Annotated in this window: 17 protein-coding genes and 1 other RNA gene; 9 read left to right on the top strand and 9 right to left on the bottom strand. The window is 59.6% G+C overall.

The features are described 5' to 3' along the window. Window positions 1-2: 2 nt before the first annotated feature. Complete coding sequence (locus V8N38_RS20895; RefSeq protein WP_048234646.1) at window positions 3-671, bottom strand: DUF1345 domain-containing protein; 669 nt, start codon at window positions 669-671, stop codon at window positions 3-5. A 205-nt stretch (window positions 672-876) separates the two neighbouring features. Between V8N38_RS20895 and mscS the strand changes: the two genes are divergently transcribed. After that, window positions 877-1,743, top strand: a complete 867-nt coding sequence (gene mscS, locus V8N38_RS20890; protein WP_015378992.1) for a small-conductance mechanosensitive channel MscS — start codon at window positions 877-879, stop codon at window positions 1,741-1,743. 82 nt (window positions 1,744-1,825) lie between these two features. On the opposite strand, the gene V8N38_RS20885 is transcribed toward mscS, so the two are convergent. The 3 genes from V8N38_RS20885 to V8N38_RS20875 form a co-directional block, all read right to left on the bottom strand. Continuing rightward, the gene (locus V8N38_RS20885; protein ID WP_147840294.1) at window positions 1,826-3,175 is read right to left on the bottom strand and encodes an MFS transporter; all 1,350 of its coding nucleotides are present in this window, start codon (window positions 3,173-3,175) and stop codon (window positions 1,826-1,828) included. A 171-nt stretch (window positions 3,176-3,346) separates the two neighbouring features. Beyond that, entirely contained in the window at window positions 3,347-4,378 is a 1,032-nt protein-coding gene (locus V8N38_RS20880; RefSeq protein WP_047729896.1) for a methionine synthase, read from the bottom strand. Window positions 4,379-4,403: 25 nt separating this feature from the next. After that, entirely contained in the window at window positions 4,404-5,381 is a 978-nt protein-coding gene (locus V8N38_RS20875; protein ID WP_102985212.1) for a DUF1852 domain-containing protein, read from the bottom strand. A 316-nt stretch (window positions 5,382-5,697) separates the two neighbouring features. On the opposite strand from V8N38_RS20875, the gene V8N38_RS20870 reads away from it, so the two are divergent. Continuing rightward, window positions 5,698-6,237, top strand: a complete 540-nt coding sequence (locus V8N38_RS20870) for a DUF2058 domain-containing protein (protein WP_025160208.1) — start codon at window positions 5,698-5,700, stop codon at window positions 6,235-6,237. A 7-nt stretch (window positions 6,238-6,244) separates the two neighbouring features. Here V8N38_RS20870 and V8N38_RS20865 read toward each other — a convergent pair whose 3' ends face one another. Beyond that, entirely contained in the window at window positions 6,245-6,943 is a 699-nt protein-coding gene (locus V8N38_RS20865) for an RluA family pseudouridine synthase (protein WP_147840295.1), read from the bottom strand. A gap of 223 nt (window positions 6,944-7,166) precedes the next feature. On the opposite strand from V8N38_RS20865, the gene argO reads away from it, so the two are divergent. Both argO and V8N38_RS20855 read left to right on the top strand, forming a co-directional pair. Further along, window positions 7,167-7,784 carry an arginine exporter ArgO gene (argO, locus tag V8N38_RS20860; RefSeq protein ID WP_004931603.1) on the top strand — a complete coding sequence of 206 codons (618 nt, stop codon included), beginning with the start codon at window positions 7,167-7,169 and terminating at the stop codon, window positions 7,782-7,784. A 121-nt stretch (window positions 7,785-7,905) separates the two neighbouring features. After that, a complete protein-coding gene (locus V8N38_RS20855; RefSeq protein WP_025160209.1) occupies window positions 7,906-8,637 on the top strand; it encodes an oxidative stress defense protein in 732 nt (243 codons plus the stop codon). Window positions 8,638-8,685: 48 nt separating this feature from the next. Here V8N38_RS20855 and V8N38_RS20850 read toward each other — a convergent pair whose 3' ends face one another. Beyond that, window positions 8,686-9,579 carry a LysR family transcriptional regulator ArgP gene (locus V8N38_RS20850; RefSeq protein WP_004931613.1) on the bottom strand — a complete coding sequence of 298 codons (894 nt, stop codon included), beginning with the start codon at window positions 9,577-9,579 and terminating at the stop codon, window positions 8,686-8,688. Window positions 9,580-9,782: 203 nt separating this feature from the next. Here V8N38_RS20850 and rpiA point away from each other — a divergent pair, with 203 nt between their 5' ends. Then, on the top strand, window positions 9,783-10,439 hold the full coding sequence (rpiA, locus tag V8N38_RS20845; protein ID WP_025304157.1) for a ribose-5-phosphate isomerase RpiA: 657 nt from the start codon (window positions 9,783-9,785) through the stop codon (window positions 10,437-10,439). Between the two features lie 292 nt (window positions 10,440-10,731). Further along, a complete protein-coding gene (gene serA, locus V8N38_RS20840) occupies window positions 10,732-11,970 on the top strand; it encodes a phosphoglycerate dehydrogenase (protein WP_025304156.1) in 1,239 nt (412 codons plus the stop codon). A 48-nt stretch (window positions 11,971-12,018) separates the two neighbouring features. On the opposite strand, the gene V8N38_RS20835 is transcribed toward serA, so the two are convergent. From V8N38_RS20835 to zapA, 3 genes are all read right to left on the bottom strand, one after another. After that, on the bottom strand, window positions 12,019-12,627 hold the full coding sequence (locus V8N38_RS20835) for a 5-formyltetrahydrofolate cyclo-ligase (RefSeq protein WP_147840296.1): 609 nt from the start codon (window positions 12,625-12,627) through the stop codon (window positions 12,019-12,021). 52 nt (window positions 12,628-12,679) lie between these two features. Beyond that, a non-coding RNA gene (gene ssrS, locus V8N38_RS20830) (6S RNA) lies at window positions 12,680-12,862 on the bottom strand. Between the two features lie 40 nt (window positions 12,863-12,902). After that, entirely contained in the window at window positions 12,903-13,232 is a 330-nt protein-coding gene (zapA, locus tag V8N38_RS20825) for a cell division protein ZapA (RefSeq protein ID WP_004931621.1), read from the bottom strand. Window positions 13,233-13,551: 319 nt separating this feature from the next. Here zapA and V8N38_RS20820 point away from each other — a divergent pair, with 319 nt between their 5' ends. From V8N38_RS20820 to ubiH, 3 genes are read left to right on the top strand one after another with little or no spacing between them, the layout of a single operon-like run. Then, window positions 13,552-14,130, top strand: coding sequence for a YecA family protein (locus V8N38_RS20820; RefSeq protein ID WP_038871164.1), 579 nt, complete (start codon window positions 13,552-13,554; stop codon window positions 14,128-14,130). Window positions 14,131-14,185: 55 nt separating this feature from the next. Further along, complete coding sequence (gene pepP / locus V8N38_RS20815) at window positions 14,186-15,499, top strand: Xaa-Pro aminopeptidase (protein WP_070913826.1); 1,314 nt, start codon at window positions 14,186-14,188, stop codon at window positions 15,497-15,499. 4 nt (window positions 15,500-15,503) lie between these two features. Continuing rightward, a complete protein-coding gene (gene ubiH, locus V8N38_RS20810) occupies window positions 15,504-16,682 on the top strand; it encodes a 2-octaprenyl-6-methoxyphenyl hydroxylase (RefSeq protein WP_147840297.1) in 1,179 nt (392 codons plus the stop codon). Window positions 16,683-16,724 lie beyond the last annotated feature (42 nt).

The raw sequence follows: 16,724 nt of genomic DNA, 5'->3' as shown, positions 1-16,724 counted from the left end.
TTTCAGCCCAGCAGGCCGGCGCCGACGTTAATAGACAGGCCCAGGATCAGCATGTTGAACGCGAAGGAGATCACCGACTGCAGCAGGGTGACCTTACGCACCTCCGCTGCTCCGACCGCCACATCGGCGGTTTGCGACGCCACCGCAATGGTGAAGGAGAAGTAGGCGAAATCCAGATAGGTCGGCTCGGTGAGGTTACCGGGGAACAGCAGCGGCAAAGGATCCTGCTGTGCACCCTGGCGATAAAACTGGTGGGCATAGTGCATGGTGAAGGCGGTCGGCAGCAGCAGCCAGGAGACCACCAGCGTGGCACCGGTCAGCAGCAAATGCAGCGTCTTCAGAGAGCCGGCCACCTGTTTGGCGCTGCTCAGTTCAAACAGGATCGCGAGTAAACTGACCAGGCAACCGAGGCTGACCAGCGTCAGCACCATACTGGCGCTTTCATCCTGCCGCCGGGCGATCTGGCGAATGTGCTGCGGCGTGCTGATCAGCATCAGCCGCCAGAGAAACAGCAGGTAGAGCCAGGCCAGCGTATTCCAGCCGATCATCAGGCGCTGCAGCAGCGAGAGTTGGGCGGGCAGCAGCAGAAAGCACAGCAGCCCTGCGCCGACGGAAAACAGCAGCCTGGGCCGCACTTGCCAATAGTGTTTGAGCGAAGAGCGAATGTGCATGATTAACGGATCCCTTGTCGTGAAATGGCCAACGCGCTGTTCTCAGCATAGAAGAAGCGGCGGGCGGTTTCGGCTATTTTTAACGCTGACGGTTGGCATGAGCCTTTAATGTTGGTTACCCTTAGGCGGTGGTTTCCTACTGGCCGCCGAGGCCAGTGTATTTTTGCGAGTTTCTCCCGTTAGGGACTGAGTTAGGACGACACGAATGAAAGATTTGAATGTAGTAGACGGCATCAACGGTGCCGGCGACTGGTTGGTGAAGAACCAGGATCTGTTGATCCAGTACGCGGTGAATATCGTCGCCGCCATCGTTATCCTGATCATCGGTTCGATCGTGGCCCGCGTGGTCGGTAATGCGCTGAACCGCGTGATGAAGCTGCGCGGCATCGACGCCACGGTGGCAGACTTTCTGTCGGCGATCGTGCGCTACGGCGTGCTGGCGTTCACCTTCATCGCGGTGCTGGGGCGCGTTGGCGTGCAGACCACCTCGGTGATCGCCGTGCTGGGTGCCGCCGGTTTGGCCGTCGGTCTGGCGCTGCAAGGGTCGTTGTCCAACTTCGCCGCCGGCGTGCTGCTGGTGATCTTCCGCCCGCTGCGCGTGGGTGAATATGTCGATCTGGGCGGCGTGGCCGGTACCGTCGATCAGGTGCAGATTTTCTCCACCACCCTGCGTACCGCAGACAACAAAACCATCGTGGTGCCGAACGGTAAAATCATCGCCGGCAACATCATCAACTACTCCCGTGAACCGAACCGCCGCGTGGATATCGTGGTAGGCGTGGCCTACAATGCCGATATCGACGTGGTGAAGAAGGTGCTGGGCGACGTGATCGCCGCCGACAAGCGAATCATGCATGCCAAAGGCGTGACTGTGCGTCTGAACGAGATGGCACCGTCTTCCCTGAACTTCGTCACCCGCTCCTGGACCACCAACGCGGAATACTGGAACGTGTACTTCGATTTGATGGAAAACTTCAAGCGCGCGCTGGATGCCCACAACATCGGCATTCCGTTCCCGCAGATGGACGTGCACCTGTATCGCACCGAAGACGCTTCCGCCAAGGCGGAATAACAGAGAAGGGGGCCTTGGCCCCTTTTTTTATTGCAGGCCGAGACGCCATCGAAGGCGTCTCGGCCTTTTCTTTTCCGCGAATTCAGGCGCCGGCGACCGGCTTGGCGAGCGGCGCGCGACGATGCAGGCTGAGGCGATAGAGCAGGAAGATAGCGACCGCGCCCAGCAGCGCCGGCAGCGCTAGCCAGAGGAAGAACACTTCCGCCGATCCGGCGGCGGTCATCATCCAGGCGCCGAGCATCGAGCCGACGATCGAACCGAAGCGGCCATTGGCCATGGCCCAGCTGACGCCGGTCACGCGGGCAGCGGTCGGGTAAAGGGTGGTGGAGACCAGGTTCAGGCCGTTTTGCGCACCGGCCACGCCGAAGCCAATCAGGAACACGACGGCGGCCAGCGTATAGACGTCGCCCATCAGATACCCGGTCGCGCCGATCACCAGCGCAGCGCCCAGGTAGGAGACGGCCAGCACGCGGTAGGGCCCGATCCGATCCATCAGCAGCGCCATCAGGATGGCGCCCAGGGTGCCGCCGAGCGGCACCATCGCCCCGATGCGTGAGGCGTGGGCGATATCGTAACCGGCGTCTTTGAGGATCGTCGGCAGCCAGCTGGTGAGCAGGTAGAACACGAACAGCGAGCAGAAGAACGCCGCCCACAGCAGCAGGGTGCGCACGGCGCGCCCTTCGATAAACAGGTGCGAGATCGGCGACTTGGCCTGTGCCGGGCGTTCGTCATCGACGATGGTGACCCCCGTCCAACGCCGGCCGGTGATACGCTCGACCACCCGGCGCAGCCGATCGGCATGTTTGGCGTTGGCAGCCATAAAGCGTACCGACTCGGGCATCTGCCAGGCCAGCAGCGGCAGCAGCGCCAATGGCGCAATGCCGCCGAGCAGCAGCACGCCGCGCCAGCCGAACGCCGGAATGATCTGCCCGGCCAGCAGGCCGCCCAGGGCCAGCCCGGCGGTAAAGCCGCTCCAGCTCAGGGTGACCATCAGCATGCGGCGGCGCGCCGGTGAGTACTCCGAGCTGAGGGTAATGCAGGTCGGTATCGCCCCCCCGAGGCCAATGCCGGTGATGAAGCGCAGCAAGGTCAGGGATTCTATCGATTGCGTATAGGCCGAAGCCAGGGTGCAGCCGCCAAACACCAGCACCGCGACGAGCAGCACGCGTTTGCGGCCTATGGCGTCGGCGATCGGCCCGAACAGCAGGCTGCCGATCAGCAGGCCGAACAGCCCCGCGCCGAATGCGGGAGAAAGCTGCGAGGGTTGCAGGCCCCACTCTTCACGCAGCGCCGGGGCGATATAGCCGATGATGGCGGTATCGAAGCCGTCCAGCAGGGCGATCAGGAAACACAGGGTAAGGATGAGGATTTGATAAGGCGAGATCCTGGCGCGATCGATAATTTCGCTGATGCGAGCGGTATCTGGGCTCATGAGGGTTCCACTGTTATTAAGCTGTTGTGGGCTGGCTGAGGGGCCGTTCAGGCCGCTGTGGCTGGCATCGCGTAGAAACCCGAGTATACACCAGAGGGGGGACGTTGCGGGGAGAGGGAGTCGATGATCATCGCCCACCACAGGAGGCTCCTGCGGCGGGCGCTGGTGAGGTTATTTGGCCAGCAGTTCCCGGCGCACGATCTCGGCGCCCGCACTCAAGGCATTCAGCTTGCCGCTGGCGACCTGGCGAGGCAGGGGAGCCATGCCGCAGTTGGTCGACGGGTAGAGTTTGTCGGCATCGACAAACTGCAGCGCTTTGCGCAGCGTAGCGGCCACTTCTTCCGGCGTCTCAATGGTATGATTCGCCACATCAATGGCGCCAACCATCACTTTCTTACCGCGAATCAGTTCAAGCAGATCCATCGGCACGTGCGAGTTATGGCACTCGAGCGAGATGATATCGATAGTAGACGTTTGCAGCTTGGGGAACGCCTCTTCGTATTGCCGCCACTCCGAGCCCAGCGTCTTTTTCCAGTCGGTATTGGCCTTAATGCCGTATCCATAGCAGATATGCACCGCCGTTTCACACTTAAGCCCCTCAACGGCCCTTTCCAGGGCGGCGATGCCCCAGTCATTCACCTCGTCAAAGAACACGTTAAATGCGGGCTCATCAAACTGAATAATGTCGACGCCGGCGGCCTCGAGCTCTTTGGCTTCCTGATTGAGGATCTTGGCGAATTCCCAGGCCAATTTTTCGCGGCTTTTATAGTGGTTGTCATAGAGCGTGTCGATCATGGTCATCGGCCCCGGCAGGGCCCATTTAATCGGCTGCTTGGTCAGCTGGCGTAAAAATTTGGCGTCTTCAACGAATACGGGCTTTTGGCGCGCGACCGCACCCACGACGGTTGGCACGCTCGCCTCATAGCGATTGCGAATTTTAACCACTTCGCGTTTCTCGAAATCGACGCCGCTGAGGTGCTCGATAAACGTCGTGACGAAGTGCTGGCGCGTTTGCTCGCCATCGCTGACGATATCGATGCCGGCCTGTTGTTGCTCTGCCAGCGACAAACGCAAGGCGTCCTGTTTCCCTTCGATTAATTCTTCATTCTGCAATTTCCAGGGCGACCACAGGGTTTCCGGCTGGGCCAGCCAGGAAGGTTTAGGCAAGCTGCCGGCGGTCGACGTAGGGAGCAATATTTTCATAATAGATGACCTGTATTTGAGTGAATCAAAGCGCGTAGTGAGCAGACCATTGCTCAAGAATGGGCTTGTAGGGCTTGATAAATTGCTCTTCCGTAAATTTCCCCTGCTCAATCGCTAACTGGCTACGCTCTTCGCGATCGTAAACAATCTTGGTTAATGAATGATCCTGGTTATTCAGGCTTGGCTGATAGCATTGCCCCGCCGCCGAGTTGGCATTGTAAATTTCAGGTCGATAGATTTTCTGGAAGGTCTCCATCGTGCTGATGGTGCCGATCAGTTCCAGATCGGTGTAATCGCTCAGCAAATCCCCGGGGAAATAAAACGCCAGGGGCGCAACGCTATTTTTCGGCATGAAGTAGCGCACCTGCAGGCCCATTTTTTTAAAATACCGGTCGGTCAGCGAAGCGCCGTCTTGCCGATATTCGTCGCCCAACACCGGATGTTGATTGCCCGTCCGATGATAGGTGTCTTTGCTGGACACGCTGAGGCAGATCACCGGCGGTTTGCTGAAATTCTCATGGTATGCGTTTGAATTGACGAAGTGCTTAAAGATATTGCCGTGCAAATCGCCGAAATCATCCGGAATGTTGAATTCCGCCGTGTTTTTATTGTGCGCCGGCAGCAAGACGCTAAAGTCGTAATCGCGCACGTAAGACGAGAAGTTATTCCCGACGATGCCCTCAAGACGCTTTTGCGTTTTTTTATCAATGATGTTGGTTTTCAGGATTTCAATCACCGGGAAGCTGGCCCCCTGATCTTCAACGCGCATCTCAACCGAAATGATTTCAAGCTCAACCGAATAGCGGTCGGCCTTGGGGTTATCCCAATGCGCCAACGAATTGAAGCGATTGTTAATCATCACCAGCGTGTTGCGCAGGTTCTCCCGGCGGTTTTCCCCTCTGGCCAAATTGGCGAAGTTGGTGGTGATACGCGTACTTTCAGAAGGGTTATAATCTTCATCGAAAGAACTGCTCTTAATCGTAAAGGCAAAGTCTCTATTCATCGTCTTATAGCATCCTGTTATATGATATGAAGGCTGGATTTATCCATTTCTTTCAATGGGTTGTTTTTCTCTTTTTTTATTCAGCCGATTTCATATTGTCTGTCGTTAATGAGGTCTATTTTTGCCAGAGTCCCGATGGGAGTGAAAGAGACTTAATTTCATTACTACATGAGCGGTATTCATGATCTGGCGTTCGGGCCGGTTTGCCGCCGTTGCCCTGCGGCGCAAACCGCCAACGTACCGGGTCGGCAACCTGGTGCAGCCTGAAAAATTACAGGTATAATCCCCCCATGACCCCACGGCTTCAGACACGAACATGACAAAACTCACCTTACAAGAGCAGATGCTCAAAGCGGGCTTGGTTACCAGCAAGAAAATGGCCAAAGTCCAAAGAACGGCTAAAAAATCACGCGTTCAGGCCCGTGAGGCCAGAGAGGCGGTGGAAGAGAATAAAAAGGCGCAGCTTGAGCGCGATAAGCAGCTGAGCGAGCAGCAAAAGCAGGCCGCGCTGTCCAAAGAATACAAGGCGCAGGTGAAGCAGCTGATCGAGATGAACCGCATCGTCCTGGCGAAAGGCGATATCGGTTTCAACTTCACCGACGGTAACCTGATCAAGAAAATCCTGGTGGATAAGGCGACGCAGACCCAGCTGATCAATGGCCGTCTAGCCATTGCCCGCTTGGTGGTCGAGAACCGCGAAGAGTGTGAATATGCGATTATCCCTGCGAGCGTCGCCGATAAAATCGCGCAGCGCGATGCGGCCAGCATTGTGCTGCACAGCGCGCTGAGTCAGGAAGAGCAGGATGAAGACGATCCGTACGCCGACTTCAAAGTGCCTGACGATTTGATGTGGTAAACCGCGTTCAGAACGGCGCGGCGTGACGAGCGGCGATCCGCTCTCCACTGACGGGGTGCACAAAGTCCAGCTCGCTGGCGTGCAGCATCAGCCGCGGCGTCTGTTCGGTACCCGGCAGCAGACGCCCGCCATACAGATCGCAACCTAAAATAGGGTGGCCCAACTGCCGACTGTGAATACGCAGCTGGTGGGTGCGCCCAGTCTCTGGGGTGAGCTGCACCCGCGTCAGCGGCAGCGAGATCCCGCCCTCCGCTTCACGATAAAAACGCTCGACGACCCGATAGCGGGAGCGGGCGGGTTTGCCGTGGAGGGCGCAAATTGACATCAGCGGGAACAGCGCCGGATCTTTGGCGATTGCCGCGTCTATGACCCCTTCGTTATCCGCCAGATGGCCGCAGAGCAGCGCGCTGTACACTTTGCTGACGGTGCGCTCGCTGAACTGCCGGCAGAGCGCGGCGTTGGCGGCCTTGTTGCGGGCCACCACCATCAACCCGGACGTGCCGAAATCCAGGCGGTGCACCAGGGCGCAGCCGGGGAAGATCTGTACCAGCCGATGGTGTACCGAATCGAGATTCTGCGGATTCTTGCCCGACAGGCTGAGCAGCCCGGCCGGCTTATTGATCAGCGCCAGATGATCGTCCTGATAGAGGATCTCTATTTGGTCATGGCATGGCGGGGCGATAAAGGTATCGGTGATCGTAGACATCGGGCGGCCGGCTGGAGGGTGGGTGCGGATGATAGCGAATTTCGCGTCGATGAGCGAATTTGACGGCGCTCACAGCGCCGATCCTCCTCGCCGATTTGAGTATTAGCGTCTCTGATACTGGATTAGAAACATCAATTTCACCTAATGATCGCTTCCTCGTATGATGCGCGTGTTGACCGACACGCGCCCTCGTCCGGCGCCTTTTATCATTCGAGGAATCCCCATGTTAGCCGTCTTCCTGCAGGGCTTTGCCCTGAGCGCCGCCATGATCCTGCCGCTGGGCCCGCAGAACGTATTCGTGATGAATCAGGGCATTCGCCGCCAGTATCATTTGATGATTGCTTCGCTGTGCGCATTGAGCGATATCGTGCTGATCTGCGCCGGTATTTTCGGCGGCAGCGCCTTGCTGACCCGCTCGCCGCTGCTGCTGGCGCTGGTCACCTGGGGCGGGGTGGCGTTTCTGCTGTGGTACGGGTGGGGCGCGTTCCGTTCCGCCTTCAGCCCGCAACCGGCGCAGGCCGCGGCGCAGGAGCTGGCGCAGAGCCGCTGGCGCATCGTGGTCACCATGCTGGCGGTCACCTGGCTAAACCCGCACGTTTATCTGGATACCTTTGTGGTGCTCGGCAGCCTGGGTGGGCAGCTGACGGCGGACGTGCGCTCCTGGTTCGCGCTCGGGGCGGTCAGCGCGTCGGCGGTGTGGTTCTTCGGGCTGGCGCTGCTGGCCTCCTGGCTGGCGCCGTGGCTGAACACGCAGCGGGCGCAGCGCATCATCAACGCGCTGGTTGGGCTGGTGATGTGGGGCATCGCGCTGCAGCTGGCCTGGCAGGGGGCAAATTTATAAGAATTTGTCACTAATCCGAATTCAAAACGCCGCGCGATATGCTACGTTTGATGCCAGGAATCCGGCGGTTCTCACAGGGAAAAGCCGGCGATCAGAGACAGCCTGTCATTAAGGAGACACTGTGAAGCTAAAAGCATTGGCTATGGCCGCAATGGTCGGATTAGGGACGTTACCGATGGCGCTGCAGGCGGCTGAAGTGCCTGAAGGGCCGCATGTCGTCACCTCCGGCACCGCCAGCGTGGACGCCACGCCGGATATCGCCACCCTGGCGATCGAAGTGAGCGTTTCCTCCAAAGACGCCGCCCAGGCGAAGAAGCAGGTGGACGAGCGCGTGGCGCAGTACTTTGATTTCCTGCAGAAAAATAACATCGAGAAGAAAGACATCAGCGCCGCCAATCTGCGCACCCAGCCGGAATATGACTACCTGAAAACCGGCGAGTCGGTGCTGAAAGGCTACCGGGCGGTGCGCCAGGTGCAGGTGACCCTGCGTCAGTTGGACAAGCTGAACGAGCTGCTGGACGGCGCGCTGAAATCCGGCCTGAACGAGATCCGCGCGGTGGAGCTGGGCGTCGCCAAACCGGACGTGTATCGCGAGCAGGCGCGGCAAAAAGCGATCGAGAACGCGACTCAGCAGGCCGAATCCCTGGCCAAAGGCTTCCACGCCAAGCTGGGGCCGGTGTACAGCATTCGCTACCGGGTTGCCAACTACCAGCCGATGCCGGTGGCGCGGATGTATAAGGCGGCCGGTGCGGCGGCGGAAAGCGACGCGGCGCAAACCTATGAGCAGCAAAGCATTCACTTCGACGATCAGGTGGATGTGGTGTTTGAGCTGCAGCGCAACGCCGCGCAGTAAGGTGTTCGTATTGAAGAAAAGGTTCGCTGCGGCGAACCTTTTTTCGTTTTAATCCTGACGCAGCACCTGGTGGCCGTGTTCCAGCAGCGCGTCGGTCACTTTGCGCATCATGCGGCTTTCCGGCGCGAAGCGGTGCCAGTACAGCATGCGGCGCTGGTACAGCCCCGGCGTCAGATCGATCAGTTCACCGGATGCCAGCTCCTTTTCGATCTGCAGGTGAGGGATCATACAGCAGGTGGTGCCCTGGCGTGCCAGCTGCACGAAGGCTTCCGACGAGTTCACGATGTGGCAGGGCACGCTGCCCGGCGACAGATCGAAGTTCTGCTGCAGGAACGCCTGGTGCATGTCGTCGAGATGATCGAAGGCCACCGCCGGCGCTTTCAGCAGCGCGGAGCGGGTGACGCCGTTCGGGAAGTAGCGCTCGGCGAAGCCGCTGGAGGCGACGAACAGGTAATCCAGCGCCCCCAGCCGATCCACCAGGCAGCTCGGCAGCGGCTGCGGCTGAATACTCACTGCGCCCACCACCTCACCGCGGCGCAGCCGCTCCTGGGTGCGGGTTTCATCTTCCACCTGCAGATTCAGGCGAATGGGGGAGTCCGCCAGCACCGGCTTCAGCGCCGGCAGCAGCCAGGTTGCCAGACTGTCGGCGTTGACCGCCAGCGACAGCAGCAGCGGCGTGTCGACGCCGGTGTCGTTGCCCAGCCACTCTTCTTCCAGCAACTCCACCTGATGCAGCAGCGCCAGCAGCTTTTGCCCTTGTTCGGTCGGGCGCGGCGGCACGGTACGAACCAGCAGCGGTTGGCCGAACAGGTTTTCCAGCTGTTTGATGCGTTGGGATACCGCCGATTGCGTGATACAGAGTTTTTGAGCGGCGCGCTCGAAGCCGCGCTCACGGATCACCGCGTCCAGCGCTTGCAGCGTACGATAGTCTGGGCGTTTCATCGGAAAGATATCCCTTAAATTAGAATGATACCGGCACTATGCCACATTTTGCGCACGGCGCAGGTGGAAAATCACGCCCCCACCTCGCCGCCAAGCGGGTAAAAATGCGGGCTGCGGTAAATAAGTGTGATCCTGCCGGCGTGAAAAACAGCGTTTTACCCTATAATACGCACACGTTTTCGTACAGAGGCAAGGGACATATTATGACGCAGGATGAACTGAAAAAAGCGGTGGGTTGGGCGGCGCTGGAATACGTGACGCCGGGCACCATCGTCGGGGTCGGCACCGGCTCTACCGCCGCCCACTTTATTGACGCGCTGGGCTCCATCAAGCACCAGATCGAAGGCGCGGTGTCCAGCTCCGACGCCTCCACCGCCAAGCTGAAAAGCCTCGGCATCCACGTGTTCGACAGCAACGAAGTGGACTCGCTCGATATCTATGTGGACGGTGCGGACGAAATCAACGGCCATATGCAGATGATCAAGGGCGGCGGCGCTGCGCTGACGCGCGAGAAGATCATCGCCGCCATCGCCAAGAAATTCATCTGCATCGTCGATGCCAGCAAGCAGGTGGACGTGCTGGGCAAGTTCCCGCTGCCGGTGGAAGTGATCCCGATGGCCCGCTCTTACGTGGCGCGTGAGCTGGTGAAACTCGGCGGCCTGCCGGAGTATCGTCAGAACGTGGTGACCGACAACGGCAACGTGATCCTCGATGTGCATAACCTGAGCATCACCGACGCCATCGCGCTGGAGAACAAGATTAACGGCATCGCCGGCGTGGTGACCGTGGGGCTGTTCGCCAACCGCGGCGCGGACGTGGCGCTGGTCGGCACTCCGGAAGGCGTGAAAGTGGTCAAATAAGCCTCCGCCGTCTGTGGCCCGGTAGCGCCGGGCCGCATAATTCTTCGGTTAAAATATCTTTTCTGAAAAACGGCAAATTTGGTGACTTATGTCACATTGTGAAACCTGACTCCCCAAAGCTTCTGCCGAAAACTTTCCCTATGGCATTTTCTGCCGTAAACCGCCATCAACGCTGCGCCTTGTCCTGCCGGGCAGGCAATCGTTTGTATTGCCGCCCGCGTTATTTTTGTTATGTTGGATGGGAGCTGTGTCGTCACAGCCGCTTCTGAAGTCTGAACATAGGGTCGGGTAAATGGCAAAAGTATCATTGGAGAAAGACAGGATTAAATTCCTGTTGGTGGAAGGGGTTCATCAGAGCACGGTCGATAATTTACGTGCCGCCGGTTATACCAACATCGAATACCACAAGGGTGCGTTAGACACCGAATCGCTGAAGGCATCCATCCGCGATGCACACTTCGTCGGCATCCGATCGCGTACGCATCTGACCGAAGAGGTGTTTGCCGCCGCAGAAAAACTGGTGGCGGTGGGCTGCTTCTGCATCGGCACCAACCAGGTTGATCTGAAAGCGGCGACCAAGCGCGGTATTCCGGTCTTCAACGCCCCCTTCTCCAATACCCGATCCGTGGCCGAAATGGTGCTGGGCGAGCTGCTGTTGATGCTGCGCGGCATTCCGGCCGCCAACGCCAAGGCGCACCGCGGCGTGTGGCACAAACTGGCCGTGGGCTCCTATGAGGCGCGCGGTAAAAAGCTGGGTATCATCGGCTACGGCCATATCGGCACCCAGCTTGGCATTCTGGCCGAAGGGCTGGGCATGAAGGTGTTCTTCTACGATATCGAGAACAAGCTGCCGTTAGGTAATGCGCAGCAGGTGCGCCATCTGTCCGATCTGCTCAATATGAGCGACGTGGTGACGCTGCACGTGCCGGAAACGCTGGCCACCAAGAACATGATGGGAGCGGAAGAGCTGGCGCTGATGAAACCAGGCGCCATTCTGATCAACGCCTCGCGCGGCACCGTGGTGGATATTCCCGCGCTGTGCGATGCGCTGGCCAGCAATCACCTGGCGGGCGCGGCGATCGACGTCTTCCCGGAAGAGCCGGCAACCAACAGCGATCCGTTCAACTCGCCGCTGTGTGAGTTCGACAACGTGTTGTTGACGCCGCACATCGGCGGCTCCACTCAGGAAGCGCAGGAGAACATCGGCGACGAAGTGGCCGGCAAGCTGGCGAAATACTCCGACAACGGATCGACCCTGTCCGCCGTCAACTTCCCGGAAGTGTCGCTCCCGGCGCATGGCCCGAACGCCAGCCGCCTGCTGCACATCCACGAAAACCGTCCGGGCGTGCTGACGCAGATTAACCAGATCTTCGCCGAAGAGGGGGTTAACATCGCCGCGCAGTATCTGCAAACCGGGCCGGAAATCGGCTACGTGGTGATCGACATTGAAGCGGAAACCGCGCGCGCCGACGCCGCGCTGCAGCGCATGAAGGCCATCGACGGCACCATTCGCGCCCGTCTGCTGTTCTGATTAGGCGGCATGCCGCAACGAAAAAGGCCGGAGCGATCCGGCCTTTTGCTATTTAGGTTCGTGCCACGCCCAGCTGCAGAGCGGGGTGAGGATTTCCGGTAGCGGGATATCCCAGTGCTCGGTCGGCAGGTGCTCCACCTGCTGGCAATCATGGGCCAGCCCGATGGGATAGGGGCCGTCGCTCTGCCAGTTTTGCAGGGTGCGATCGTAAAAGCCGCCCCCCATACCCAGACGCTGCCCGGTATGATCGAATGCCACCAGCGGCGTCAGCACGACGTTTAGCTCGCCCAGCGGCAACACCTGGCGCACATCGAGGCGCGGTTCGAGAATATTGAAGCGATTGCGCACCAGCGGCGTTTCCGGCGCATAGCGCAGGAACAGCAGATGGCCCGGGCTGAACGGGTGCAGCACCGGCAGGTAAACCCGTTTTCCGAGCGTCCACAGTTGCTCTATCAGCGGCCCGGTGTCGAGTTCACCGTCAAACGACAGGAATACCGCGATGCTGTGCGCCGCCTGAATGCGTGCATGTGCGGCAAGGCGCTCGGTTATCTTGTCTGCGGCAAAGCGTTGCTGATCCGGCGTAAGTTCGCGTCGGCGTTGGCGAATGAGTTGGCGAATGGCTTGGCGCTGCTGCGCGAATTGGGGTTGAAAAGGCATCGTATCAGGCTTGCTCAGTGTGGCGTTCGGCACACACAAACCGCTGAGAAGGGGAATCTCCGAGATGCCGTCGCAGGCTGTAACCCTTGAACCCATGGTTCAAGGTGAACGTGCCGTCGCAATCTTAAGGCTTCTCGGCGCACCGAGCGTGCTCACCGATCGCGGAGCAACACATTCTGTTTGTACTAAATATCGGCTCAGGGGACTGGCCCGCTGGCGAACATCTCAGAGAAATTTTGTACTCGTTGCCGAAACTGTGATTTCAACAACTTAAGTTATTCGAATTGTGCATCCTGACGTTCAGAGATGCGACCTTGTTCAAGCAGCGCTTGTTCAATGGTCTGCTGCAGCATCCGTATGCGTTGTTCCATATTGGACGCATAGTCACGGGTTTTCAACCGTTCTTGAGCAAGTTCGTGACAGACGTTCAATGCCGCGATGAAAACCAGTTGCTCAGTATTGGAGACTCTAGTGCGAACTTTAAGATCTTGCAACCGTTGGTTAAGATCGTCCGCCGCCATATTCAACGCATCTTGTTGTTCTGGCGGGCAATTGACTCTTAACGAGCGGCCAAAAATTTGAATATCTACCGGTTGTGCAGACATGCCACCTTCCTGCCTAAATTTCGCGCCAGCCTTGTCCGCCCTGGCCGGGCCGTCAAAGCGGGCGCCACTATATATACCTCGGTACCAAGATACAACCCCTTTTTCAGTACCTGGTTGTAATCTACTGTGGCGCACATTGCCAGTCAAAAAAGGGTTTCAAAATGCGTATTTACCGCACTTTCGCCACCCGACGGCGCAGTGTGAAACCTGCCACATCGCGATTATAACTAGCCACTGAGGTGTCGCGCTTATCTGGTATAGCGACGGACCTTGGTGGTAGCATAACACGAACTTATCCTGCCAACGATGACGAATGCGCATGTCTATACAGAATACATTTCCAAGTTACCAATCTTTGACCGTGGCCCTCAACCAGCAGTCGGTGGCGCTGACCGCGGCAGAAATGCATGGCCTGATCAGCGGCCTGTTGTGCGGCGGCAGCCGTGATGCCGGCTGGCAGGCGCTGGTGCACGATCTGACCAACGAAGGCGTCGCCTTCCCGCAGGCGCTCAGCCAACCGCTGCAACAGCTGTATGAAGTGACGCGCGAAACGCTCGAAGACGACGAATTCCTGTTCCAACTGATGCTGCCGGAAGGGGAGATCGTCAGCGTGTTCGATCGCGCCGACGCGCTGGCCGGTTGGGTCAACCACTTCCTGCTCGGCCTGGGGATGATGCAGCCGAAGCTGGCCCAGGTGAAAGACGAAGTCGGGGAAGCGATCGACGATCTGCGCAACATCGCGCAGTTGGGCTACGACGAAGACGAAGATCAGGAAGAATTGGAACAGTCGCTGGAAGAAGTGGCGGAGTATGTGCGGGTTGCCGCCATCATGTGCCACGGCGAATTCACCCGTCACAAACCAACGGCGCCGGAAAACATCAAACCGACGTTGCACTAAGCGTCTTATCGCCCCTCCGCCGGCGGTGCGGATGGCATGATTTCAGGAGAAGGTAATGACTCAGCAGGAATTCAACAACCGCCGTCAGGCGCTGTTGGCGAAAATGGCGCCGGCCAGTGCGGCGGTTATTTTCTCTGCGCCGGAAACGACGCGCAGTGCAGATTCAGACTATCCCTATCGGCAGAACAGCGACTTTTGGTACCTGACCGGCTTCAATGAGCCGGAGGCGGTGCTGGTGCTGATCAAAAGCGACGAAACGCACAACCACAGCGTGTTGTTCAACCGGGTGCGCGATCTGACGGCGGAAATCTGGTTTGGCCGCCGCCTGGGGCAAGACGCTGCGCCGGCGAAGCTGGGCGTGGATCGCGCGCTACCGTTCGATGAAATCAATGATCAGCTGCACCTGCTGCTCAACGGCCTGGACGTGGTCTACCACGCGCAGGGCGAATACGCCTACGCCGATCAGATCCTGTTCGATGCGCTGGACAAGCTGCGCAAGGGGTTCCGCCAGAATCTGCAGGCGCCGGCCACCGTGACCGACTGGCGGCCGTGGCTGCACGACATGCGCCTGTTCAAATCGCCGGAAGAGCTGGCGGTGATGCGCCGCGCCGGTGAGATCAGTGCGCTGGCGCATACCCGCGCGATGGAAAAATGCCGTCCTGGCATGTTCGAATACCAGCTGGAAGCGGAAATTCACCATGAATTCACCCGCCTCGGCGCCCGCTACCCGTCTTACAACACCATCGTCGGCAGCGGCGAAAACGGCTGCATCTTGCACTACACCGAGAACGAGAGCCAGATGCGCGACGGCGATTTGGTGCTGATCGACGCCGGCTGCGAGTATCAGGGGTACGCCGGCGACATTACCCGCACCTTCCCGGTCAATGGCAAGTTCAGCAAGCCGCAGCGCGCGGTGTACGACATTGTGCTGGCGTCGCTGCTGCGCGCTTTGGCATTGTTCAAACCCGGCACCAGCATCCGTGAAGTCAACGACGAAGTGGTGCGCATCATGGTGGTCGGGCTGGTGGAACTGGGCGTCTTGAAAGGTGAAGTCGACCAGCTGCTCGCCGAACAAGCGCACCGGCAGTTCTTCATGCACGGGCTGAGCCACTGGCTGGGCCTCGACGTGCACGACGTCGGCCACTACGGCACGCCGAGCCGCGATCGGCTGCTGGAGCCGGGCATGGTGCTGACCGTGGAACCGGGGCTGTACATTGCGCCGGATGCGGACGTGCCGGCGGAATACCGCGGCATCGGCATCCGCATCGAGGACGACATCGTGATCACCGCCGACGGCAACGAAAACCTGACCGCCACCGTGGTGAAAGACGCCGATGCCATCGAGGCTTTGATGGCGGCGGCAAGGTAACGGAATGAGCGTAATTATCGTTGGTGGCGGTATGGCGGGCGCGACGCTGGCGCTGGCTATCTCGTCGCTTACTCAGGGAAGAATGGCCGTGGATCTGGTCGAGGCGACTCGGCCGGATGACCGCAGCCATCCGGGCTTTGACGCCCGCGCCATCGCATTGGCGCAGGGCACCTGCCAACAGCTGGCGCGCATCGGTGTTTGGCCGGCGCTGCGCGACTGCGCCACGCCGATCACTCAGGTGCACGTCAGCGATCGCGGCCATGCCGGTTTCGTGAATCTGCGGGCGCAGGATTATCAGGTCGATGCGCTTGGCCAGGTGATCGAACTGCACGACGCCGGGCAGCGGCTGTTCGCGCTGCTGGCGAAGGCGCCGGGTGTTACGCTGCATTGCCCCGCGCGGGTGGTGGACGTGATTCGCACCGCAGAGCGGGCGGAAGTGCAACTGGATACCGGTCTGCGGCTGTGCGGGCAGCTGCTGGTGGCGGCCGACGGTTCGCGTTCGGCGCTGGCGCAGGCCTGCAACGTGCAGTGGCGGCAGGAGGAGTATCCGCAGTTCGCCACCATCGCCAACGTCACCACGGCGGAAGATCCGCAGGGGCGCGCCTTCGAGCGTTTTACCCGCTACGGGCCGCTGGCGCTGCTGCCGATGTCGCAGGGGCGCAGTTCGCTGGTGTGGTGCCACGCGCGCGAAGATCGCGCCCGGGTGGATGCCTGGGACGACGAGCGTTTTATCGCCGAGCTGCAACGGGCCTTCGGCTGGCGGCTGGGGCGTATCCTCAAGGCCGGTAAACGGCACAGTTATCCGCTCAGCCTGCTGACCGCCGATCGTCATGTCAGCCATCGTCTGGCGCTGGTGGGCAACGCGGCGCAGACGCTGCATCCGATCGCCGGGCAGGGGTTTAACCTCGGCCTGCGCGACGTGATGTCGCTGGCGGAAACGCTGGCGGAAGCAGTAGACAGCGGCGAAGACGCCGGCGGTTATGCGCTGCTGAGCCGCTATCAGCAGCGGCGGCAAAACGATCAGCAGGCGACGATCGGCGTGACCGACGGATTGATCCGCCTGTTCGCCAACCGTTATGCCCCGCTGGTGGTCGGCCGTAATCTGGGGCTGATGGCGATGGCGCGTTTGCCGGCGGTGCGCGACGCCTTCGCCAAGCGCACGCTGGGCTGGGTGGAACGTTAGACACAGAATCGGGCGCCCTGTGGCGCGCGTTATTTAAGGAAA

The sequence above is a fragment of the Serratia nevei genome (genome assembly GCF_037948395.1).
Taxonomy (GTDB): domain Bacteria; phylum Pseudomonadota; class Gammaproteobacteria; order Enterobacterales; family Enterobacteriaceae; genus Serratia; species Serratia nevei.
Note: the sequence above shows the minus strand (reverse complement) of the source record. Positions and strands in the feature narration are given on the sequence as shown.

Coding starts and splice junctions, on each gene's coding strand:
- V8N38_RS20850 (WP_004931613.1), bottom strand. CDS start 9,579: ATGAAACGCCCAGACTATCGTACGCTGCAAGCGCTGGACGCGGTGATC.
- V8N38_RS20885 (WP_147840294.1), bottom strand. CDS start 3,175: ATGAGCCCAGATACCGCTCGCATCAGCGAAATTATCGATCGCGCCAGG.
- rpiA (WP_025304157.1), top strand. CDS start 9,783: ATGACGCAGGATGAACTGAAAAAAGCGGTGGGTTGGGCGGCGCTGGAA.
- ubiH (WP_147840297.1), top strand. CDS start 15,504: ATGAGCGTAATTATCGTTGGTGGCGGTATGGCGGGCGCGACGCTGGCG.
- argO (WP_004931603.1), top strand. CDS start 7,167: ATGTTAGCCGTCTTCCTGCAGGGCTTTGCCCTGAGCGCCGCCATGATC.
- serA (WP_025304156.1), top strand. CDS start 10,732: ATGGCAAAAGTATCATTGGAGAAAGACAGGATTAAATTCCTGTTGGTG.
- V8N38_RS20880 (WP_047729896.1), bottom strand. CDS start 4,378: ATGAAAATATTGCTCCCTACGTCGACCGCCGGCAGCTTGCCTAAACCT.
- zapA (WP_004931621.1), bottom strand. CDS start 13,232: ATGTCTGCACAACCGGTAGATATTCAAATTTTTGGCCGCTCGTTAAGA.
- mscS (WP_015378992.1), top strand. CDS start 877: ATGAAAGATTTGAATGTAGTAGACGGCATCAACGGTGCCGGCGACTGG.
- pepP (WP_070913826.1), top strand. CDS start 14,186: ATGACTCAGCAGGAATTCAACAACCGCCGTCAGGCGCTGTTGGCGAAA.
- V8N38_RS20820 (WP_038871164.1), top strand. CDS start 13,552: ATGTCTATACAGAATACATTTCCAAGTTACCAATCTTTGACCGTGGCC.
- V8N38_RS20895 (WP_048234646.1), bottom strand. CDS start 671: ATGCACATTCGCTCTTCGCTCAAACACTATTGGCAAGTGCGGCCCAGG.
- V8N38_RS20865 (WP_147840295.1), bottom strand. CDS start 6,943: ATGTCTACGATCACCGATACCTTTATCGCCCCGCCATGCCATGACCAA.
- V8N38_RS20835 (WP_147840296.1), bottom strand. CDS start 12,627: ATGCCTTTTCAACCCCAATTCGCGCAGCAGCGCCAAGCCATTCGCCAA.
- V8N38_RS20875 (WP_102985212.1), bottom strand. CDS start 5,381: ATGAATAGAGACTTTGCCTTTACGATTAAGAGCAGTTCTTTCGATGAA.
- V8N38_RS20870 (WP_025160208.1), top strand. CDS start 5,698: ATGACAAAACTCACCTTACAAGAGCAGATGCTCAAAGCGGGCTTGGTT.